The sequence below is a fragment of the Candidatus Rokuibacteriota bacterium genome, from assembly GCA_016209385.1.
Taxonomy (GTDB): Bacteria; Methylomirabilota; Methylomirabilia; order Rokubacteriales; family CSP1-6; genus JACQWB01.
Window position 1 is genome coordinate 1 of record JACQWB010000278.1, and the last position, 20,931, is coordinate 20,931.

Annotated in this window: 22 protein-coding genes and 1 pseudogene; 12 read left to right on the top strand and 11 right to left on the bottom strand. The window is 67.1% G+C overall.

The features are described from left to right. Window positions 1–875: 875 nt before the first annotated feature. The 5 genes from HY726_21070 (at window position 876) to HY726_21090 (ending at window position 4,503) form a co-directional block, all read left to right on the top strand. Complete coding sequence (locus HY726_21070; protein ID MBI4611490.1) at window positions 876–1,271, top strand: PAS domain-containing protein; 396 nt, start codon at window positions 876–878, stop codon at window positions 1,269–1,271. After that, window positions 1,268–2,110: an MBL fold metallo-hydrolase gene (locus HY726_21075; GenBank protein ID MBI4611491.1), complete on the top strand. Its 843-nt coding sequence runs from the start codon at window positions 1,268–1,270 to the stop codon at window positions 2,108–2,110. The genes HY726_21070 and HY726_21075 overlap by 4 nt, the downstream gene beginning before the upstream one ends. 24 nt (window positions 2,111–2,134) lie before the next feature. Then, entirely contained in the window at window positions 2,135–2,497 is a 363-nt protein-coding gene (locus HY726_21080; GenBank protein ID MBI4611492.1) for a hypothetical protein, read from the top strand. Window positions 2,498–2,624: 127 nt separating this feature from the next. Further along, entirely contained in the window at window positions 2,625–3,848 is a 1,224-nt protein-coding gene (locus tag HY726_21085) for a selenium-binding protein (GenBank protein ID MBI4611493.1), read from the top strand. A 31-nt stretch (window positions 3,849–3,879) separates the two neighbouring features. Then, window positions 3,880–4,503, top strand: a complete 624-nt coding sequence (locus HY726_21090; protein ID MBI4611494.1) for an SCO family protein — start codon at window positions 3,880–3,882, stop codon at window positions 4,501–4,503. 15 nt (window positions 4,504–4,518) lie between these two features. Here the strand turns inward: HY726_21090 and HY726_21095 are convergent, their stop codons facing one another. From HY726_21095 to HY726_21120, 6 genes and pseudogenes are all read right to left on the bottom strand, one after another. Beyond that, complete coding sequence (locus tag HY726_21095) at window positions 4,519–5,514, bottom strand: PQQ-binding-like beta-propeller repeat protein (protein ID MBI4611495.1); 996 nt, start codon at window positions 5,512–5,514, stop codon at window positions 4,519–4,521. Between the two features lie 43 nt (window positions 5,515–5,557). Next, window positions 5,558–6,358 (bottom strand): uroporphyrinogen-III C-methyltransferase, encoded by an 801-nt coding sequence (cobA, locus tag HY726_21100; GenBank protein ID MBI4611496.1) that lies wholly within the window; start codon window positions 6,356–6,358, stop codon window positions 5,558–5,560. Further along, the gene (locus HY726_21105; GenBank protein MBI4611497.1) at window positions 6,349–6,984 is read right to left on the bottom strand and encodes a bifunctional precorrin-2 dehydrogenase/sirohydrochlorin ferrochelatase; all 636 of its coding nucleotides are present in this window, start codon (window positions 6,982–6,984) and stop codon (window positions 6,349–6,351) included. Before HY726_21105 ends, cobA begins: the two co-directional genes overlap by 10 nt. A gap of 265 nt (window positions 6,985–7,249) precedes the next feature. Next, complete coding sequence (locus HY726_21110; GenBank protein ID MBI4611498.1) at window positions 7,250–8,989, bottom strand: nitrite/sulfite reductase; 1,740 nt, start codon at window positions 8,987–8,989, stop codon at window positions 7,250–7,252. Then, window positions 8,981–10,159: pseudogene (gene sat / locus HY726_21115) on the bottom strand (sulfate adenylyltransferase). The gene HY726_21110 and the pseudogene sat overlap by 9 nt, the downstream one beginning before the upstream one ends. 186 nt (window positions 10,160–10,345) lie before the next feature. Beyond that, window positions 10,346–10,663, bottom strand: coding sequence for a hypothetical protein (locus HY726_21120; protein ID MBI4611499.1), 318 nt, complete (start codon window positions 10,661–10,663; stop codon window positions 10,346–10,348). Window positions 10,664–10,898: 235 nt separating this feature from the next. Here HY726_21120 and HY726_21125 point away from each other — a divergent pair, with 235 nt between their 5' ends. Both HY726_21125 and HY726_21130 read left to right on the top strand, forming a co-directional pair. Further along, complete coding sequence (locus HY726_21125; protein MBI4611500.1) at window positions 10,899–11,459, top strand: PadR family transcriptional regulator; 561 nt, start codon at window positions 10,899–10,901, stop codon at window positions 11,457–11,459. 210 nt (window positions 11,460–11,669) lie between these two features. After that, window positions 11,670–15,107, top strand: coding sequence for a hypothetical protein (locus HY726_21130; GenBank protein ID MBI4611501.1), 3,438 nt, complete (start codon window positions 11,670–11,672; stop codon window positions 15,105–15,107). A gap of 141 nt (window positions 15,108–15,248) precedes the next feature. Here the strand turns inward: HY726_21130 and HY726_21135 are convergent, their stop codons facing one another. Both HY726_21135 and HY726_21140 read right to left on the bottom strand, forming a co-directional pair. Continuing rightward, window positions 15,249–15,422: a carotenoid oxygenase family protein gene (locus HY726_21135; GenBank protein MBI4611502.1), complete on the bottom strand. Its 174-nt coding sequence runs from the start codon at window positions 15,420–15,422 to the stop codon at window positions 15,249–15,251. 27 nt (window positions 15,423–15,449) lie between these two features. After that, window positions 15,450–16,475, bottom strand: coding sequence for a TGS domain-containing protein (locus HY726_21140; GenBank protein ID MBI4611503.1), 1,026 nt, complete (start codon window positions 16,473–16,475; stop codon window positions 15,450–15,452). Between the two features lie 198 nt (window positions 16,476–16,673). Here HY726_21140 and HY726_21145 point away from each other — a divergent pair, with 198 nt between their 5' ends. From HY726_21145 to HY726_21165, 5 genes are all read left to right on the top strand, one after another. Continuing rightward, a complete protein-coding gene (locus tag HY726_21145; GenBank protein ID MBI4611504.1) occupies window positions 16,674–16,934 on the top strand; it encodes a hypothetical protein in 261 nt (86 codons plus the stop codon). Further along, window positions 16,934–17,158 carry a hypothetical protein gene (locus tag HY726_21150; protein MBI4611505.1) on the top strand — a complete coding sequence of 75 codons (225 nt, stop codon included), beginning with the start codon at window positions 16,934–16,936 and terminating at the stop codon, window positions 17,156–17,158. The genes HY726_21145 and HY726_21150 overlap by 1 nt, the downstream gene beginning before the upstream one ends. Further along, on the top strand, window positions 17,095–17,226 hold the full coding sequence (locus HY726_21155) for a type II toxin-antitoxin system RelE/ParE family toxin (GenBank protein MBI4611506.1): 132 nt from the start codon (window positions 17,095–17,097) through the stop codon (window positions 17,224–17,226). Before HY726_21150 ends, HY726_21155 begins: the two co-directional genes overlap by 64 nt. A 106-nt stretch (window positions 17,227–17,332) precedes the next feature. Beyond that, the gene (locus HY726_21160) at window positions 17,333–17,623 is read left to right on the top strand and encodes a BrnT family toxin (protein MBI4611507.1); all 291 of its coding nucleotides are present in this window, start codon (window positions 17,333–17,335) and stop codon (window positions 17,621–17,623) included. After that, entirely contained in the window at window positions 17,601–17,843 is a 243-nt protein-coding gene (locus tag HY726_21165; protein ID MBI4611508.1) for a BrnA antitoxin family protein, read from the top strand. Before HY726_21160 ends, HY726_21165 begins: the two co-directional genes overlap by 23 nt. Window positions 17,844–18,197: 354 nt before the next feature. Here the strand turns inward: HY726_21165 and HY726_21170 are convergent, their stop codons facing one another. The 3 genes from HY726_21170 to HY726_21180 are packed head-to-tail and all read right to left on the bottom strand — an operon-like array spanning window position 18,198 to window position 20,925. Next, entirely contained in the window at window positions 18,198–19,475 is a 1,278-nt protein-coding gene (locus tag HY726_21170) for a hypothetical protein (protein MBI4611509.1), read from the bottom strand. Between the two features lie 20 nt (window positions 19,476–19,495). Next, window positions 19,496–20,254 carry an outer membrane lipoprotein-sorting protein gene (locus HY726_21175; GenBank protein ID MBI4611510.1) on the bottom strand — a complete coding sequence of 253 codons (759 nt, stop codon included), beginning with the start codon at window positions 20,252–20,254 and terminating at the stop codon, window positions 19,496–19,498. After that, on the bottom strand, window positions 20,251–20,925 hold the full coding sequence (locus HY726_21180; GenBank protein ID MBI4611511.1) for an ABC transporter ATP-binding protein: 675 nt from the start codon (window positions 20,923–20,925) through the stop codon (window positions 20,251–20,253). The genes HY726_21175 and HY726_21180 overlap by 4 nt, the downstream gene beginning before the upstream one ends. Between the last annotated feature and the right edge of the window lie 6 nt (window positions 20,926–20,931).

Below are 20,931 nucleotides of genomic sequence, written 5' to 3' on the forward strand. Positions count from 1 at the left end.
CGAGTAGGATCAAGGCGTTACGGAACACGTGGCGACCAGGCGCGGCTGCCGACCACGTAGGGAGTTCCTCGATAGGGGCTCCACGACCGGGAAAGCCCAAGGGCTTGTGGCTGACCGGCAAGTTATCTTAGCGGCGATGGCGTTTGGCCGGGCCTTGCCCAGTAGCACCTTCAGCGGCGGAGCTGAGACAAACCGCTTTCTCCAACGGTTGGGCTTTACGGTGGTAACGAAGGGCGGGGATGCTATTCCCAGCACTCGGGCATGGAAACCAATAGAGACCCCGGATGCCGTAAACATGCCGCCGGCCACCTCAGTCTTCCCAAGAGCAACTGGAAACTCTGAAACAGCAACTCCTTTGGTCAGGAAAGCTGTATACCTGGGAAGGACTCCAGCGGGATCGCAAGCTGCCGCCAGCCAGCGCTGGTGTCTACGCCTGGTTCTTCAAGTCAATTCCGTCTAAAGTTCCATCCCGAGGACGCATCAAGCGGGAAGGGATGACCCTCCTTATGTTGGGATTTCCCCCGGCCGACGCGGGAGCACTGAAACGCTCCGGAGCGGAAGGATCCACGCTTCGCCTCACGCTAGGATGCTTGCCAGGTTCCTTCCGGCCTGCCGGAGAGCGCGTAAAACGGTGCGCGGGGGTGGCGCCGAGTGCTACGAATTTGCCGTGTTTTGCCGACTGGCGCTTCTTATCTTTCAGCAACTTATGCTCCTTGGCACCTGGCAGTCTTGGCGTCAGGGGGTTGAATCCCCTCAGCTCCACCAACCGTTCGAGCGGGGTTACGTGACCGGGCGTAGCCCCGGTTTCATTTTCCGCCGCGCCTTGACAGCCCCAGAGGAACGCGCATCCTAGTCTCCTAAGGGGGAACCGCGCGATGCCCCAGAAGGCGATCGAGATGATTCTGGCCCGGCAGCTCGCGAGTTACCTCGCGGTGCCGATCTTCATCGTTGATCCCCAGGGGACGCTCGTCTTCTACAACGAGCCGGCGGAGGCGATTCTCGGCCGACGCTTCGAGGAGACCGGTGAGATGGCCGTCGGTGAGTGGTCAACGATGTTCAAGCCGACGGACGACCACGGGATACCCGTCCCGCCGGACCAGCTGCCGCCCGTGATCGCCCTCGCGAAGCGTCGGCCCGCCCACCGACGGTTCTGGATCGTGGGGCTGGACGCCGTGCGTCGCCACATCGAGGTCACCGCGTTCCCGCTCATCGGTCAGGCGCAGCGGCAGATCGGCGCGCTCACGATCTTCTGGGAGATCTCGGACCGATGAAGGTCACGCTGTGGGGGACGCGCGGCTCCCTGGCGTCGCCGGGCCCGGACACGGCGCGCTACGGGGGGAACACGTCCTGCGTCGCGGTTCTCGGCCCGGCCGGCACCGTGCTCATACTCGACGCCGGCACCGGGATCCGCCGGCTCGGCACGACGCTCCCCCGCCCGCTGCGGCGCGTGGACCTCCTGCTCACGCACCTGCACATGGACCACATCCAGGGGCTCGGCTTCTTCGCGCCGCTCTACGAGCCGGAGACCGAAATCCACATCTGGGGGCCCGCCAGCCCGACGCTCGACCTCCGGACGCGGCTCACGCGCTACCTCTCGCCGCCGCTGTTCCCCGTCCGCCTGCGCGACGTGCCGGCTTCCCTGCTCCTCCACGAGGTCGCCTCCACCGGATTCGAGGTCGGCGAGTTCCGCATCACCGCGGATCTCGTCTGCCACCCCGGCCCGACTGTCGGCTACCGGATCGAGGCCTCGGGCGCGGCCCTCGCGTACCTGCCCGACCACGAGCCGGCGCTCGGCGCGCGGAAGTTTCCGGCCGGCAGGGATTGGACATCGGGATGCGCGCTCGCCGCCGGTGCCGACCTCCTCCTCCATGATGCCCAGTACAGCCGCGACGAGTACTCGGATCGCATCGGCTGGGGCCACAGCTCCCCGCAGCAGGCGCTGGAGTTCGCCGCGCTGGCCGGGGTCGCACACCTCGTGCCGTTCCACCACGATCCGGCCCACAGCGATGAGGACCTGGACCGGATGCTGGGAGAGGCCGTTACCGCGGCGAAGCCAGCGTTCCGCGTCACGGCCGGCACCGAGGGCGCGTCCTTCGAGCTCGGGCGGTAGGCGCGGAGATCACTGCGGGGCGGCATGAGCGCGAGAGGCGTGGCTGCCGTGGTGGCGGCGCTCGTCCTCGGAACAGGAGTGGGATCGGCCCAGACCTTCGGCGGCGCGCTCGCCCGCCACCTCCAGCTCGACTGGGAGGTCACCCCAGGGCGGGGCGGACGCCCGGTCATCAGCGGCTACGTCTCCAACACGTACGGCCTCCCGGCGGCGCAGGTCCAGCTCCTGGTGGAAGTGCTCGACGCCGGCGGCCGCGCCGTCACCGAGGTCATCGGCTACGTCGACAGCCGGGTGCCGCCGCAGGGACAGGCGTACTTCGAGGTGTCAGTGCCGAAAGCCGGCGCGAGCTACCGGGTGACGGTCCACTACTTCGACTGGTTGGTCGAATAGCCGGGCAAGGAACGGGCACTCCTGCCCGGCTTGCGTCGGGTCTCCCGCTCTGCCATGATCTCGATACGCGGCCGCCGGGTGCCGTTTGATGGCTCGATCGCATCTGACTGACCGGAGGAGACCGACCATGAGTGACAGGATTCGGACGACAGCGTGGGCGCTCGCCGGGCTTCTGGCTCTCGCGTGGGCCGGGCCCGCCTTTGGTGAGCCCTGCCTCTCCCCCTATGTGAAACGCCTCACCGGCGCGGAGAAATACCTCTATGTCCTGTCCGTTGACGCTGATGCCAAGGATAACGACTTCCTCGCCGTCATCGATGCGAACATGGCGTCGGCGACCTACGGGCGCGTCCTGACGACGGTCGACCTCGGCTCGGCCAACAACGAGCCGCACCACATGGGGTTCACCGACGATCGCACCAAGATCTGGGCTGGGACGCTGTTCTCGAAGCGCCTCTTCATCTTCGACGTGGCCACCGACCCGGCGAAGCCGAAGATCGTCAAGACCATCGAGGACATCACCGCGCTCACCGGACTCCACGGCCCGCACACCTACTACGCGCTCCCGGGGCGGATGCTGCTCACGTTCCTTTCGTCGGCCGACGGCAACCCGCCCGGCGGCCTGGCGGAGTTCACCAACGACGGGCAGCTCATCCGTGTGTTCAAGAACCCGGCCTCGGCCCCCTACGCCTACGACGTCGCGGTGAAGCCCGAGATCAACCGGATGGTCACCTCGAGCTTCACCCCGTATCGGAACTACTCCAAGCCCCTCGCCCAGTGGGACATGAAGGACGGCGGCAACACGCTCCTGGTCTGGGACTTCAAGGAGCGCAAGGTACTCCAGACCCTCACGACGGATCCGATCCCGCTGGAGGTTCGCTGGAGCCTCAAGCCGGGGAAGGCTTATGGCTGGACCAACTCGGCGCTTGGCGACTCGATCTGGTTCTTCAGGCAGGGTAAGGACGGCGCGTTCTCCGCCAAGAAGGCGGCCGATCTCGGGAAGGGGTGCCTGCCGGCCGACCTTCGCCAGTCTCCCGACGATCGCTACCTCTACGTCTCCTGCTGGATGCGGGGCGAGCTTCATGCCTGGGACGTCTCGGTCCCTGACAAGCCGCGCCTCCACGACACGGTGGTCGCCGGGGTGTCGCCCAACATGATGCACGTGACGCCGGACGGCAGGCGGATGTACGTCACGAACTCGCTGCTCTCCACCATGGACTACTCGGGAAACTTCTGGGTCCGACTCGTTCACATCGGGCCCGACGGCCGCATGAAGCTCGATCCATTCTTCAACGTGGACTTCACGAAGTTTCCGACCGGGCCAGCCCGCGCCCACGACATGCTGCTCTACTGACGCTCGTCCGGGGCCCGGCCACGCTGCTGAGATGCTGCCCCTCCGCGTCGCGACCCTGCTGGCCGTCGCGGCGCTTCTGAGCGCCGGGGGCAGCCGGGGTGCAGAGGCTCCCTCGGTCCTCGAGGTCCGTCAGGTCCCCGTCGCCGGCTACCTCCCGGTCATCCGTGACGCCCCGCCGTTCGCGCTCGACCGCGCGGACGGGCGCCGGGTCCGGCTCGCCGATCTTCGAGGAAAGGTCGTGGTCCTGGCGTTCATCTACACGTCCTGCACCGACACCTGCCCTCTCATCAGCGGCAAGCTCGCCACGCTCCAACGGAGGCTCCAGGACAAGAAGCTCCTGCGCGACCGGGTCGTGATTCTCTCGATCACCTTCGATCCCGGGCGAGACAGGCCGGAGGTCTTACAACGCTACGCGAAGGGCTTCCGGGCCGACCCGGAGGGATGGCTCTTTCTGAGGGCGACCGAAGCCGAAACCCAGCGTCTCCTCCGGGAATTCGATGTCTGGGTCCGACCGGCACCCGACGGCGAGTTCGACCACGCCGACCGGATCTTCCTGATCGATCAGGCGGGACGAATCCGCGAGATCTACAACCAGCGCCTCCTCGCGGTGAAGTGGGTCTTACGGGACGTCCTGAGCCTGCTCAGCGCCCCGTAGGCGCTTTCGTCTCGCCTATTCGATCACGCCGAGCCGCCCGTTGTGGCTGCCCATGTACCAGAGGCGGCCCTCGGCGTCGACGATCATCTTCCTGATGCCGACGCCCTTCGACGGGAGCGGAAAAACGCGGATCTGCCCGGTGCCCGGGTCGAGCCGCACCACCGTGTCGGTGGCGATCTCGTTCACCCACACGATCCCCGCGCCGTCCACCGCCACCGCGTAGGGCCCCCCGCCACGACCCGCCGGCAGCGGATACTCCCTGACCACCTTCCCGGCGACGGGATCCACGCGCAGCAGCGTCCCCTTGCCGTGAAGAGTGACCCAGAGCGAGCCATCAGGGGCTACCGCCATGCGGCGCGGCTGCGAGTCGGGCTCCAGCACGAGCTCGGTGATCCCACCCGTCTTCGGGTCGAGCTTGCCCAGCTTGCCCGCTGCGATCTGACAGAACCAGACGTTGCCGGCGGCGTCGAGCGCGATGCCGTACGGCCGGCCCGCGGCCCTGAACTCGGTGATCTGCCCCGTCCGCCTATCCAGCCGGCCGATCTGGTTACCGCCCTGGACCGTGAACCAGATCACGCCCTGCTCGTCGATCACCAGCGTGTGCGGGTCGCCGCCGGACGGCGCCCGGTACTCCGTCACCTTCCCCGTGGCCGGGTCCAGGCGGCCGATCGTGCCGTTGCCGTTCCCCGTGTACCAGACCTGGCCGGCGCGATCCACGAGGAGGCCGTGGGGCCTGGCCCCGGCGGGGAGGTCCCACTCCTTGAAGGCCAGCGCGCGCGTGTCGAAGCGCGCGATCTTGTTCCCGGACATGACGGCGATGTAGATCCTGCCGTCGGGCCCCGGGGCCGGATCGCGCGCGAACCTGGGCGTCGGCACCGGCCACTCGGAGATCTTTCCCTCGAAGTTGGGCCTGGCCCCCGGCGTGATCCCGTAATTGGACCCGCCCGCCCAGGCGGTTCCGGCAGTCAGGAAGACGGCCGCAAGAGTGAAACTCAGCCTGGCGGCATGCATGGCACCCTGACACCTCCTCGGGCCGTGACAGCGTCGGCCCGGGTCAGTGTACACCAACTCGGAACGGGACGGTCTCGGGCGCCATCTCCGCCGGACTCAGTTCGAACCAGCGGAGGCGATCACGAAGGGCGACGACGTTGCCGATGACGGCGACCACCGGGGGCGTGAGGCCGGCCGCCTCGGCCTTCCCGACGATGTCGCCGAGCGTACCGGTGATCGTCTGCTGGGCGTCGGTCGTCCCCCAGCGGATCAGCGCGACCGGAGTCTCGGCGGAGCGGCCGTGGGCGATGAGCGCGGTGGCGATCCGCGGGAGCGTCCTCACACCCATCAGGACGACCAGCGTATCCACGGCGGTCGCGAGCCCCTCCCAGTCGACCGAAGGCTCGCCCTTGCCAGAGTCCTCGTGGCCCGTGACCACCGCGAAGGACGACGAGAGCCCGCGGTGCGTGAGCGGGATGCCGGCGTAGGCCGGGACCGCGACGGCCGAGCTGACGCCCGGCACAACCTCGAAGGGCACGCCGGCCTCCGCCAGCGCCGCGGCCTCCTCGCCGCCCCGGCCGAAGACGAAGGGATCGCCCCCTTTGAGCCTGACGACGTCGCGCCCCCGGCGTGCGTGAGCGATCAGGAGAGCGTTGATCTCGGCCTGGGGCACGTAGTGGGCGTCGGCGAGTTTCCCCGCGAAGATCCTGAGCGCATGCAGTGGGGCCTCGTCCAGGAGCACCGGATTGACAAGGCGGTCGTAGACGACGACCTCCGCCGTCCTCAAGAGCTCGCGGCCGCGGACGGTCAGGAGGCCCGGATCCCCCGGGCCCGCCCCGACCAGAGACACCGTGCCTACCCGCATATCCCGGCCGTCAGTCGCCAGAGGAGACGCTCCTTAGCTTCTTCTCGCCGCCCTTCGGCGATCAGCCTGCGGAGGTCGGCGTCCAGGGCCCGGCGCCATGCTTCACCGTCAACCGAGCGCGCGTGCTGGCGCAGCTCACGCCTGACCTCAGCCGCTACCTGGGCCAGCACGGTGTACTCCTCGGTGAAGTAGGCTTCCAGCTCCTCCCTGATCACGCGCGCGAGCGCCGGGCTGGCCCCTCCGGTGGCGACCGCCACCACCAGGTCGCCGCGTCGGAGAACCGAGGGCAGGATGAAATCGCAATGGGCGGGGTCATCGGCGGCGTTGACCCAGACCCCGCGCTCCCGCCCTTCGCGAGCCACGCTCCCGTTCGCTTCCCCGTCGTCGGTGGCGACGAAGACGAGCTGATGGCCGGCGAGATCGCCCCGGCGATACTCACGCGCGACGTGGCGGACCCGCCCTTCGCGCGCCAGCTCGCCGAGGCGCGGCGCGAGCGCGGGAGCGACGACCGTGACCGAAGCCCCCACGGCGAGCAGCCCTTCGACCTTCCGCTCGGCCACCGCGCCGCCACCGACGACGAGGCACGACCGGCCGGCCAGCTCGAGGAAGATCGGGTAGTAGCCCATCGCCTTGACATCGGAGGGGGCCTCGACGGCCCCCTCCGAGGCCTCCCACAGGAAACGGTTGCGCCGGCACAGCCGGCGCTCGAACCGGTTTACTCCGATACGCAGTTAGCGACCGTCCCGATAAGCCGCGCGCCTTGCGTGACCCACTCCGCCGACCTCATCATGTTCCGCTCCGAGCGGCACCCGCTTCGCGGGGTACCCGGCCCGCGCACTTACCTCCGCGGGCGAGGTTCCGCAAGGAGGGTGGCGCCCCCTTCCGGGTTAGCTACCCGTCCACGCCGTGGGGCGGCCGGCCCGGCGAGGCGTCCCGGGCCACGGCGGCGACCTCCCCACCCGCGAGGAGCCCGCGCAGCTGCTCATCCGTATGGCGGGAGCAGAACTGGCGGAAGTTCTCTCCGTTGCTGCGATCGGCGAGGTATCTCCTCAGGAGCCGCTCGATGGCTTCGGGCACCTCGGTCGCGGAAACGCGGTAGCCCACCGGACGGGCCTTGGCCTGGTGCTTTCCCACGGCCCCGCCCACGCAGAAGTAGTAGGCGTCCGCCATCGTCCCTTCGACCTTCGTCTTCTTCCCCTCGATCCCGATGTCGGCGATCCAGTGCTGGCCGCAGCTGTTGGGGCAGCCGGTGACGTGGATCTTGACGTGCTGCTCGAAGCGCGGCATGCGTGTTTCCAGCTCCTCCACCAACCAGCGGGCGAACCCCTTGGTCTCCGTCAGTGCAAGCTTGCAGAACTCGGTGCCGGTGCAGGCGATGGTGCCCCGCCAGAACGGGGAGGCGCGAAGCCTCAACCCGGCCGTCTCGACCTCTTTCGCCAGGGCTTCCGTGTTTTGCGGGCGCACGTTGAGGATCAGCAGGTTCTGCATGGCGGTTGTGCGCAGCTCGCCGGTCCCGTAGCGGTCGGCCAGGTCGGCCACGAGCCTCATCTCGCCCGCGGTCATTCGGCCCCGGAGGACAGCGATGCCTGCATAGACGTAGCCGTCTTGCTTCTGAGGGTGGATCCCCACATGGTCGCGGTAGACGTCGTCCGGCGGTTCCTCGGGAACGGCGGGGTCCAGGCGAAAGCCGATCCGCCGCTCCAGCTCCTCCTGAAAGCGCTCCACGGTCCAGCCGTGAGTGAGAAAGAGAAACTTGAGCCGCGCCTTCTCGCGGTCCTGCCGCAGGACATCGCTGTCGCTGAAGATCTGGGTGATGCCTTTGACGACGGGGAGGACCTCGTTCCAGTGGACGAAGACGTTCAGACGCAGGCCCAGGTGCGGGGTCGTCGAGAGCCCCCCGCCGACCCTGACCGAGAAGCCGATCTCGCCCGTCTCAGGATGCGTGATGGCGGTCATGCCGATGTCGTTGATCTCGGGGTAGGAGCACCAGACCCGGCAGCCGGTGATGGAGACCTTGTACTTGCGCGGGAGGTTGGAGAACTCGGGGTTGCCGTTCAGCATCCGGGTCGCCGCGTGGTTCAGCGGGGAAGCGTCCACGATCTCGTCGGCGTCCACGCCGGCCAGCGGGCAGCCGGTGATGTTGCGCGTGACGTCGCCGCAGGCCCCCATGGTGGTGATGCCGCACCGCCAGAGGCTCTGGAAGATCTCCGGGATCGCCTCGATCGGGACCCAGTGGAGCTGGACATTCTGGCGGACGGTGAGGTCTCCGACCGCGCGCGCATGCTTCTCGGCGAGGTCGGCGATGCTGCGGAGCTGGTGAGAGAGGAGGAAGCCGTTCGGGATGCGGATCCGCACCATGAAGTAGGGCACCGCCTTCCCCTCGCCGCCCTTGCCGCCGATCGCGCCGAGGCCGTCACCCTGGGTGTAGACCCCCCACGCGCGGAAATACGTGTTGAGCCACGCTGCCGGGATCGATTGATACCCCTCGCGAGCAAACCGGACGATCTCGTCGAAATGCTCCCAGGGGTTCAGCTCGCGCTTGAGGCGCTCGACCCTTTGCGCCTTCGTCTCTTTTACCGGAGCCTCTTTGACGGGCTCTGCCGGGGCGGCCGTGACCTCGGCCCCGCGCACCCAGTCTCGCAGGATCTCTGCGACCTCCGGGCGCGCAAGCTCCACGGGCAACGGCTCGCCCCGGCCCAGAAGCTCGCGCACCAGCGTCCCGCTCAAGGCCACCCGGTTCGACGGGCCGTGAGGGCAGGTCTTCGGGGACGTGAGGGTCTCGCACCGGCGGCAGTAGAAGGTCTCGTCGAAGAAGAGGGGGACGATCCCCAGCTCCCCGGGGGCGAACTCCCGGAAGAGGTCGTCCACCGACACGCGGGACAACGCGGTCTCGATGCCCGTGTACTCGCGCCCCACGACGTAGTGGGTGCAGCCGTAGTTCTTCCGGACGAGGGCGTGGAAGAGCGTCTCCCGGGGACCGGCGTAGCGCATGGCGCCGGGAAACACCGCGAGGACGACCCGGTCCCTGGGGAAGTACTGCTCCACGAGGACCTGGTAGCAGCGGACGCGGACCTCCGAGGGAATCTCGTCGAGCTTCGACTTCCCCACCAGGGGGTGGATGAGGAGGCCGTCCAGGGGCTCGAGCGCGCACTTCTGGATGTACTCGTGGGCGCGGTGGACCGGGTGCTGGCTCTGGAATGCCACGACGGTTCGCCAGCCAAACTCACGGAACCGGGCCCGCGTCCCCGCCGGGTCCAGGCGGTAGGGCTCAAAGCCCTTCAGGGGCGGGCGGGCGATCAGGTCCACTGGTCCGGCGAGAAGCACGTTTCCGCGGGTGGTCTGATACTCGACTCCGGGGTGGCCCGGGTCCTCGCTGCCGTACACGAGGCGGGTCTCTTCATGCCAGTCGTAGGGGAAGCGCTCTTCCACGTGGAGGATGCCGAGCAGCTCCTCCCAGGGGGCCACGAGAGCGACGTCCTCCCCTTCCTTCACGGCGTCGGCGGTTAGACGTCGAACCGCCAGAGTAATGGGGAGCGTCCAGGGTAGCCCGTTGGCCAGGCGCATCTCACCGAGGACGCTCCGGTAGTCGGCCTGGCCCATGAACCCCTCGAGCGGGCTGTAGGCGCCGACGGCCAGCAGTTCCAGGTCCGACATCGTCCGGGCGTTGAGGGCAATTGGCTTGAGGGAGGAGGCCCGCCGGCGGGCCTCCTCCAGGGCCTCCCCACGGAGGACCCGATCAACAAGCCTCCCGCCGTGGGGAGAAACCAGGTGAGTCGCAGAAACCTGGACTGTCTCGGTCATGCTTCCCCCGCAAAGGGTGTGTCCGAAATACTCACATTTGTCGATCGGTAAAGTCAAGAAATAATTTTTACTAATGGGGCAAGGAGTTGCCCCGAGGGAGGCACGCCGGACCTGGCCGGCGTTGAAGCCTACCGAGGGGATCCGGAAGGCATTCGCGGAAGGACGATGCGCTTTCCCGGAACTGCGCTATCCCTTCACCTGAGCCCAGCGGCTCACGAACTGCCCCGCGGCCCACACGCCGACGGCGAACGTCCCGAAGGAGAAGATTCCCAGGGAGAACACACCGACCGAGAAGACCCCGACGGAGAAGAGGCCGGCGGAGAAGACCCCCGCTGAGAAGAGGCCGGCCGACAGGACCCCCGCGCTGAACAACCCAGCGGATAGCCAGCCAGCCGACATCCGGTCCTTGGGCGCTGCATTGGGGATTGGCGGGCCGACCAGCCCGATCAGGAGCAGAACCATCAGCACTCCCCAGATGATCAGATTAGCGACGCGACGGGTCATGGCTCGATCCTCCTTCAGCACCCTGCTAGAGGCCGAACGTGTTCCGGGTGAAGGTCCCGTGAAAGCCGAACGGCACGTGGTGGCGGAGCGAGAGCACAGCGAGCGGACGAGCCGCAAGAGCCGTGGCGATCGCCGCGACGCTTAAGAAATGTTCGCCGATCCTGCACCCTCACCATACTCAAATATTTGTGTTTTTATACTGAGACCTAAAAATCTTTAATAAGATAGTCTTAAGATGTCGTTGAAACTCGCGGTCTTAGGGCTCCTGGTGGACAGCCCCCGGACCGGCTATGACCTGAAGAAGCTCTTCGACGGGTCCGTCGGCTACTTCTGGCAGGCGAAATTCCAGCAGATCTACGGCGAGCTGCGGCAGCTCGAGGGCGAAGGGCTCGTCGAGAAGCGCGACGTTCCTCAGGTCGGCAGGCCAACGCGGAAGGTCTACTCGATCACCCAGACCGGCCGCGCGGCCCTCGACGCCTGGCTCGACACCCCGTCGCCGCTGAGCCCGGTCCGCGACGAGTTCCTCGTCAAGGTGTCCTCGTTCGGAAGGCTCCCCCCCGAGCGGGCCGTCGCCCGTCTCAGAGAGCACCGCCACCTCCATGAAGAGCGCCTTGCCACGTACCGGACGATCGAGTCGCGGCTCAAGGAGGCGGGCTGGATCTCGGAGGCCGGCGTGGCCGAGCCGCTGCTCGGCGGCTACCTCACGCTCAAGCGCGGGATCGCCTACGAGGAGGACACGATCCGCTGGTGCGACTGGGCGATCGGCCTCCTCGAGCCGCGGCTGCCCATCGGCTAGCGGCGAAGAGGACCTGCCGGCTCCGTCACCACCTGTCACCGCTGTCACCGGTTTTTGGGAGTAGGGGGGTGAAGTGAACCCTTGCCGTGAGACACGGAAGTGGGTGACAGTTCTCCAAAGGAGGACCGATGCCCGGCGAAGAGATGACTCCGACGTGAAACAGCCACCGTCCTGGACAATGGACTCAAAGACCGCGGGGAGGACGAAGCGATGAAAACCTATGTGTGGCTCGTGGTCTCGGGAGCAGCCTTGCTGGGGCTGGTCGGTTATTGGAGCACCCTGACGGGCAAGGGAGCGGACAGGGTAGTGCCAGCCACCCAGCAGGAGAGCATGCCGGGCCTTTCGACGCCGACTCCCCTGCCGGCGCTGGTCACCAAGGAAGCTGTCCGCCAGCGGCTGCCGACGCTGCAGCTGCCCTTCATCGCCAATCAGGGTCAGGCGGCTGAGGAGGTCAAGTTCTACACACCGACCGCTGCCGGCACCCTCTTCGTGACCACGGCGGGGGAGCTGGTGTACGCGCTCCCGAAGCGACAGGGGGAGAAGCGAGGCCATGCGGTGGCGCTCACCGAGAAGCTGGTCGGAGGAACGGTGAGGGAGGTAACGGGCGAGGGCAAGACCCGGACCAAGGTGAACATCTTTTGGGGCAACGAGCCGGCCAAGTGGCAGCGCCACCTGCCCACCTACGACATGGTGAGTCTCGGCGAGGTGTATGCCGGGGTGGAGGTCAAGCTGCGCGCCTCGGGGAACACCGTGGAGAAGCTGTTCTATGTCAACCCTGGCGCGGACCCAGGGCAGATTCGGGTCAAGCTGGTGGGGGGGCAAGCGGTCGCGGTGACGGCGCAGGGGGAGTTGGAGGTGAGGACCGCGCCGGGCGCGATGCGATTCAGTAAGCCCGTGGCCTATCAAGAAGTGGCCGGGGGGCGGGAGTGGGTCGACGTGGCATATGTGGTGGAGGGCGAGGCCTACGGCTTTCGGCTGGGGGCGTATGACCGGAGCAGAACGCTGGTGATCGATCCTCTCATCACCGCCACCTTCCTGGGAGGAAGTGTAAGTAGTGGTGAGATAGAGATGGAAGGTGGAGGGGATGCCGCCTTTGCGCTCGCCCTGGATAGCACAGGCCAGGTCTACGTGGCGGGGAAGACGTCCTCCGCAAACTTTCCAGGCGTCGGTCCAGGGTCGGCGGATTCCGCCTTTGCTGGTTTGGCCGGAGCCTTTGTCGTCAAGCTGGATGCCGAGCTGAGTGAGATCCTGGCCGCCACCTTCCTGGAAGGAAGCGTGGGTTATCTGGGGATAGCCCCTCTTTCTAACGTGGAGCCCACTGCTCATCCTCCACATGCTACCCTGGCCCTCGATGGCATGGGCGGCGTCTACGTGGCGGGGACGACATCCTCCGCAAACTTTCCCGGCGTCAGTCGAGAGTCGGCCGATAACACGTTTGCTGGTTTAACCGAAGCCTTTGTCGTCAAGCTGAATGCCGATCTCAGTGCCATCTTGGCTGCCACCTTCCTGGGAGGAAGTGGAGACGAAGGTGTTTCGGCCCTCGTATTGGATGGCACAGGGAAGGTGTACGTGGCGGGGGGGACAACCTCAGCGGATTTTCCCGGAGTGGGTGCCGGGTCGGCCGATCCCACCTTTGCTGGTCCTAATGAGGCCTTTGTCGCCAAACTTGACGCCGATCTCGGGGCAGTCCGGGCCACCTTCCTGGGAGGAAGTAATCTCGACGGAGAGTTTGGTTTCGACTTTGCGTCGGCCCTCGCTCTGGATGGCAAGGGCCATGTCTACGTAGCGGGGACGACAGCCTCGGCCGACTTTCCTGGGGTCGGTTCGGGGTCGGCCGATTCCACCTTTGCTGGTCTCAGCGAAGCCTTTGTCGTCAAGCTGGATGCCGATCTCAAGACCATCCTGGCCGCCACCTTCCTGGGAGGAAGCAGTTCGGGTAATTCGCTGGGAGGATTTGGAAGCGATACCGCTTTCGCCCTCGCTCTGGATGGCAATGGCCAGGTCTACGTGGCGGGGGCGACATCCTCGTGGGACTTTCCCGGGGTCGGGCCCGGATCGGCCGATCCCTCCTCGGATCTCCCCCTGCCCCCGAGCCCCTGCCCGCCCCCTTTAGTGTGCCCCGGGGGCCCCGCCCTCCTTGGGCCCGAAGCTTTCGAAGGCTTTATCGCCAAGCTGGATGTCAATCTCAGTGCCATCCTGGCCGCCACCTTCCTGGGAGGAAGTGGAAGTGATGCGGTTCTTGCCCTTGCCCTGGATCCCATAGGCCGCGTCTATGTGGCGGGTAGGACAAACTCATCGGTGTTTCCCGGGATCAGTCAGGGATCAATCGATCCCTTTGCTGACTCAGAGGATGCCTTTGTCGCCAAGCTAGATCTCAATCTCAGTGCCGTCCTGGCTGCCACCTTCCTGGGAGGAAGTAGCGCTGATGCGGCTTTTGCCCTCGCCCTGGCTCCCACGGGCCACGTCTACGTGGCGGGGGCGACAGCCTCGGCGGACTTTCCTGGGGTCGGTGCCGGGTCGGCCGATCCCAGCTTTGCTATGGATACTTCTTTTTTCATCCATCCGAATATCGCCCACGAAGCCTTTGTGGCCAAGATTTTGGCCAAGGATTTGGACGGCAAGGTCGGTCCGCTGGGCGGCGAGATCGTGGATTCACTCGTCCCCATGCCACCCGGTCCTCCACCCGTGTTTCGTGTGGGCCCGGATGTGTTGCCGATGGAGGTCGGTGTCTTCATCGACGTGATTCCCGACCCCGATGTCTCGGCCCCCCCTGGGTTCCTCGGACCGGCCAGCCGCTTCGTGGACTTCACCCTCGATCCCAACCCAAGCCCGCTGCCAGCCCCGGGCGCGACGATTGTGCTGCCGCTGGCCTTTTCCCTTCCAGCCGCGACCCCGCTGCGCCTGTTCAAGTTCGCTCCCCCCAGCTCCCTGAGCGCCACGCTCGTCGTCGGCACGGTCGATGCGGGCGGCACGACCGCCACCTTCAACGGCATCACCGAGTTCTCCGTATTCGTCGCCTTTCAGGCCGCCAACCATCCTCCCGTCGCCAATGCTGGCGCGGACCAAGTGGTCTCGGCAGGCGTCGGCTGCCTGGCAACGGAGACCTTGGACGGGACGGGTTCAAGCGATGCGGATGGCGACAGGCTGACGTTTACCTGGACCGGCTCATTTGGCACAGTCGGCGGCCCTACCCCAACGGTCACCTTGCCTCTGGGGATACATGTCATCACACTCACGGTCGATGACGGCCATGGCGGGACAGACGCCGACACAGTCGCCGTGACGGTAGTCGACACGACGCCGCCGAGCATCGGCACTGTGACCGCCAACCCTAATGTCCTCTGGCCCCCCAACCACAGGATGGTGCCTATCGCCGTATCCGTATCGGTGTCGGATGTCTGCGATGCAGCACCGACCTGTCAGATCATCTCGGTCAGTAGCAGTGAGCCCGACGCTGGTCTGGGGGACGGCGACACCTCGCCGGACTGGGAGGTGACCGGGGCCCTAACGGTGAACTTGAGGGCGGAGCGCTCGGGCAAGGGGGGCGGGCGCGTATACACCATAATCGTCCAGTGCACCGACACCTCGGGCAATAGCGTCATGAAAAGCGTGACGGCGACTGCACCACACGATCAGCGACGCAAGTGACCATGGAAAATGTTGGCTTTAGACCGCTGTACATTGATCTCTCCGAGCGGCCAAGTGTCGAGAGCGGGGAGATCTCCGAAGGCGTCGAGTTCTGGAGGGAGGTTCGACGCAGGAGGAAGGCCAGGGCCCGCTGATGGCCCGCTACATGACGGCGCTCAGCATGCCGTCGCCGTCGAACCAGTGGCCGAAGGGCTGGCCGCCTACGTCATTCTGAGCCGGGCCGTTCCGGTAGAGCGTGCCGGTAAGGCGGTCGGGGAATCGCCCCTCGATCTCCTCGATCGGGTAGTCCCACTCCAAATATCGCGACTCTTGCAAGCTCCGTTGTCCGTCGCGGCGCCGGTGTCACGCGTGAAGCTCGACCACATCCCCGTCCGCTACCGGGTGCTCGCGCCCAACCTGTTGTCCGTCAAACCCGGCGTTGCCCCAGACGCGGGCGTACTTGAGCGAGCGCGCGAGCTCCTTGTGCACGAGCCGCGCCACGTCTTCCACGGTCTGACCGCGGCGCAGGGTGAACGGCCGGTCCCGAGCAGGCGAGCGGCCTGGCGCCTTGGTGTAGACGCGCACAATACCCAGGTGGCTGAAGAGCCAGGGGCCGATCGCGCCCAGGCCCCGCCCGGTGGTCGCCGACACGGCCAGGGCAGGATAGCGAAGCCCGGAGAGCTCTAGGAACGCCCGGAGCTCGGCCTCCACGTCGGCAATGCGGTCCACCTTGTTGACAAGGAGCAGCGCGGGAAGCCGGAGGGCGAAGGGATCCTCGTCGCCCTCGGCTCCTGCTCCGGCGGACTCGTTGGCCGCCTCCCAGCGCTCGGTGAGCGTCACTCGCCGCTCGCGCAGGACGGCGTGCACCGCCTCGACCTGCTCCACGCACGCCGAGTCGGCGAGGTCCACGACCAGGAGAGCCGCGTCCGCCGTCCCGAGCGTGCTCGCCAGCCACGGGAGCGGGTGCTCGGGCGAGACGGCTGGAAGGTCCACGAGCTGGAAACAGATGTCCTCGTGGGGCATCATCCCCGGCCCGGGATACTTGGTCGTGAACGGATACGCCGCGGCCTGGGCCCCGGAGCCCGTGAGCCGCGTATGCAGCGACGACTTGCCCGCGTTCGGCGGGCCGAGCAACGCGATCTGCGCCGCGCCCTCGGGGCCGATCACCAGCGCCGGGCCGCCCCGGGCCCCGCCCTTCTTGGGCCGCTCGAGCTCCTCGGACAGCTCCTTGATCCGCCGCTTGAGGTCGCCCTGGAGATGGTCCGTCCCCTTGTGCTTGGGGATCACGCGAAGCATCTCCCGGAGCCACTCGAGCCGTTCCTTCGGGTCGCGTGCCTTACGGAACGCGGCCTCCGCGGCCTTGTACTCGGGGGTCAGGTTGGCAGGCATAGTATCGGCGCCGAAGCCAGCCTCCCCGCGCCGCTCTCAGCGAGCACGCGCGACAGGCTCATTGTACCCGCGCCGGCCGGGCTCCGCTTGGGCATGGCGCGAGGCCAGGGTGAGGCGACCCTTTGTTACGGTGAATCACTTTCGCTACAATCTTATACAGATGTGCGCGCTTACGCAGAAAGGCAGGAGGCAGCCAAGATGCCAACGAAGCCCACGACCAAACGGGTTCCTGTGGCTCTAGAAGCCCCCCTATATGAGACGCTGGCGACGGTGGCCGATCGCGATGGGGTCTCCATGTCGCAGAAGGCTCGCGACCTGATCCACCACGCCCTTGAGATCGAGGAGGACGAAGCCTTCGAGACACTCGTCCGGGGCCGGATGCGCCGGGGCGGGAAGTTCATTCCGCACGAAGCGTTGTGGAGGGAGGTTCGACGCAGGAGGAAGGCCCGGGCCCGCTGATGGCCCGCTACGAGGTCAATTACTTCGACGAGGTTCTTGAGGACGACATCCCCGATATCCCGGCGAACGTCCAGGACCGGATCGAGCGGGCGATTGAGGAGAGGCTCAAGACGGCCCCCGAGAAGTACGGCGAGCGGCTCCGAAAGTCCCTGATCGGCCTCTGGAAGATCCGGTCGGGGATTATCGCATCATCTACACGATCGACGACAAGACCCGGTCTGTGAGCGTGTGGGCCATCGGCCACCGGCGGCTCGTCTATGACCTGATGGGGCGGCGGTGGCTACGCAGGTAGCGCCGCCGGCCTGGGAAAGCGGTCATAAAGCGGTCATCCTGTCTGTCTCACGCGCTCAGCTAACTACTTAGAGGGCCCTCCACTCGAGTTTCGTATATACTGAAGTATGTTGGAGTGGGACGCGCGGAAGGCCGCGGTCAACCGCACCAAGCACGGGGTCTCGTTTGAAGAGGCGGCGACCGTGTTCGGCGATCCGGATGCCCTGGACGGCCCAGATCTGCGTCACTCCGAGAAGGAGTCACGATTCCTGCGACTGGGCCGCGCGGCGACGGGCCCCGTGCTCATCGTGGCCTATACCGTTAGGAGGCGAGACGATGGCGAAAGTATCCGCATCATCAGCGCGCGCCGGGCGAGCCGGAAAGAGCGGGCGGCCTATGCGGCGGCGTCCCGGGATTGACTTCTCCGACATCCCGGAGACTTCCCCCGCCCAGCTCCGAGCGATGCGCCGCGTGGGGCGGCCCCCCTTGGGGGCTGAGGCCAGGCGACTGATCGCCATTCGGATCGATCCCCAGGTCCTCGACGCCGTGCGGCGGGAGGCCAAGCGGCGAGGGTTGGGCTACCAGTCCCTCATCAACGATGTGCTCACGAGGCATGTCGCACGGGAGCGGAGCGCCTAAATCCCTGAATACGACCTGCATACCGGGGAGCTAGTTTACAGGGATGACGTCGGGAACGAGGTCAGGAGGCAAAAGTTCCTCTGGGCGTCGAGTGGGCGTCGAGTGAGATCGGCCTCACCGGGTCGTGATTGTCGGGAGCAAGCGGCTGCTTCGGCGGCGGGAGCCAGCGGGTGACGCCGCGGACGGGGCGCCCCACGGCGCGCAGCGCACCGCGTAAACACCGCCGTGCTACGAGGTGTCGCCAGAAGCAGTGTGCAAGCTCGTGCTTGGCGGGAGCGAGCACCGTGGGGCTGTCCGCGGCGGCAGGACCCGCTGGCGCCCGGGATCAATCTCGAGCTTCATGGATAATCTGGGCTAAAACGAATACCGGAGCGACGCGCGGACGACGCTCCCGAGCGGGAGGCTGCCGAACTCGCTCCGCGGCGAGCCGTAGAAGAAGTCGAGGGTGAGTACCCCTTCCAGGTCACGCGCCAGCCGGTAGCGCGCCTCGCCGCTCAGCGTTCCGCTCCCGTCCTGAAGGTTCAGGAGGAGAAACCCCGACAGCGCGAGCTCGCTGCCCGGCGGCAGAGACCCGCTCGCCCTGACGAAGGCATAGTGCTGGCCGCTCTCGCCCGGCGTCAGGAGCTGATTCGCACGCAACAGGAAGATCCGCGGGAGATCGGGCGGGCCGGAGACACGCGCGTTCCCGCCGTCCTGAAAGCTCCGGGCCAGGCTGAGCCCGTCGAAGACGGTCTCCCGCTCCCGCCCGGTCAGCCCGTCACCGTTGTAGAAGTACTCCGCGATCAGGTTCACGCCGCTCGGAAAGGTGTACTGGGCGCCGAGGAGGGTTTCGCCGACCAGCCGGTGGAGCCGCCGCTCTTGCCAGAGCGGCACAGGCACGGCTCCGGGCCGGCCGCTCGGGGCAACGAAGGCTGGCAGCTCTCTCGATCGCATGCGTCGGAGGATCCCCTCGAAGTGAAGCTCCAGCGCGTCCCCGAAGACCCGCGCGAGCGAGACCCCGCCCTGCCATTCGCGGCCCCGGTAGAGATAGAGCGCGACGTCAGTGCCGGCAACGAGGTCGCTCCCGCGGGCCCAGAACTGCTCCACGGTATTCGAGACCCCCTCGGTATCGAGGCCGTCCAGCTCGGGAGCGTAGACGACCGCCAGGCCGCGCCGTCCCGCCCTCGCCTCTGCCCTGACGAGGTAGTGGCCGCGGCGGTGGTCCCGCTGCTCCTTGGGATCCTGGCTGAGCGCGGCCGCCGCACGGGTCCGAAAGAAGTCAACCGGATTCCAGGCATACCCGACTCCCTCCCGAACCCGTTCCTTTCCGACCTCGATCAGGAGATGGGGAGACATCCGGTAGACCACGTAGGCATCCTCCAGAATGTTGTCCACGCCGTCGCCGTGTTCGGTGATCGTCCCGATGGCCCGGTTTACGAGCGCGAAGTCGAGCGCCGGATGCGGACCCGCGTCGAGCCTGAGATCGAGGACACCCTGGCCGATCCCGGAAGCAACATCGAAGAGCCGGCCGCCGGGGTTCAGCAGGCTGCGCTCGTTGGAAGCCTGGTATGCGCCATCGAGCCTGAGGGTGCCCCCCCACGACCAGTCGAGGGCCAGCGCGGCGGGCGCCCACAGGAGGAGTGCGAGAACCACGCCAACGGCACAGAACACATTCAGCGGAGGAATTTGAGGTAGGTGGGGTGGAAGATCTCGTCCCTCAGCGATTCCAGCCGCAGCTTGGAGTAGATCATCCGCGAGAGCGCGTCAGCCCGCACCGCGTCGCGGATCTGAACCTCCGTCGGTCGGAGAGCGCCAAGCACCTCCCGATACCGCGTGTAGCGGGCGGTTTTCAGGAGAAGGCCCGTGATGGCATAAAACTCGGCCTTCACCGGGAGAAACGTCTCGCGCTCGACCCAGTAGCGGATCCGGTGGTAGGTGGCCCCTTCCACCACCCCGCGCAGCTCCAGGACGTGGCAGGCGCGTCCCTCGACCTGATCGTCACCGTCGAGGGCCGGGACGTAGTCGCCCCCGAAGTTCACCCGCATCACGTCGGCGTGGGAGACATCGCCGAGGAGGCGCTGCTGGGGCGAGATCCTGAGCGGCCGGTCGGTGGCCGGGAGGTACACCCAGAGGTTGGGGCCCACCATCAGAAGGATCTTCCCGCGGTCAGCCGGCGGGAACACAAACCTGGCCAGGCTCTTGTCCGGCAGCTTCACGGACGCCGCCAGTCGCGCGTTGGGCTCCTGCTCGGTCCCGGTTGGAGTGACAATGGCCAGCTCGAAGGAGAACGACGGCCCGGGGGCCCTGATCCGGTCCGCCTGCCTGACGATCTCGGCCGCGGTCAGGGCGGCCGCGGGGTCAAGGCCGGCCGGGCAGACCAGCGCGGCGACAACGCCACCCAGGACCCGGGCCCAGCCGACGGAACGCTTCACGGCCCGAGAACCCGTCCATCCTGCACGCGCACGACCCGGCCGGCGCGCCTGACAAGACCCGGATCGTGGGTCGCCATGACGAACGTCGTGCCCCGGTCTCGTCGAGCCTCCTCCAGGAGATCGATGATGGCCTCGCCCGTTCGAGAGTCCAGGTTGGCGGTCGGCTCATCGGCCAGGATCAGCCGGGCGCTGGTGACCAAGGCGCGCGCGATCGCCACCCGCTGCTGCTGGCCACCGGAGAGCTGGTCCGGGCGGTGACGGGCGTGAGCCGCCAACCCCACGCGCTCCAGAGCCTCCTCGACCCGGCGTCGCCGCGTCGCGCGCGCGACCGCCTGGAAGAGCAGCGGGTACTCGACGTTCTCGTACGCCGTCAGCACCGGGAGCAGGCTGAAGAACTGAAAGACGAAGCCGACCGTCCCCGCCCGAAAGCGCGCCAGCCCGTGCGGAGACAGGGTGGCGAGGCGCTGCCCGTCCACGGTGATCTCGCCAGAATCGGGCCGGTCGAGGCCTCCGATCAGGTGGAGGAGCGTCGATTTCCCGCTCCCCGAGGGGCCGACGACGGCCGCGAACTCACCCCGGCCCACCTCCAGCGAGATCCCCCTGAGCGCGGGGACGAGCGTGCGGCCCAGCCGGTAGGTTTTGACGATGTCCCGGACCGCGACGTGCGGCATCGCGCC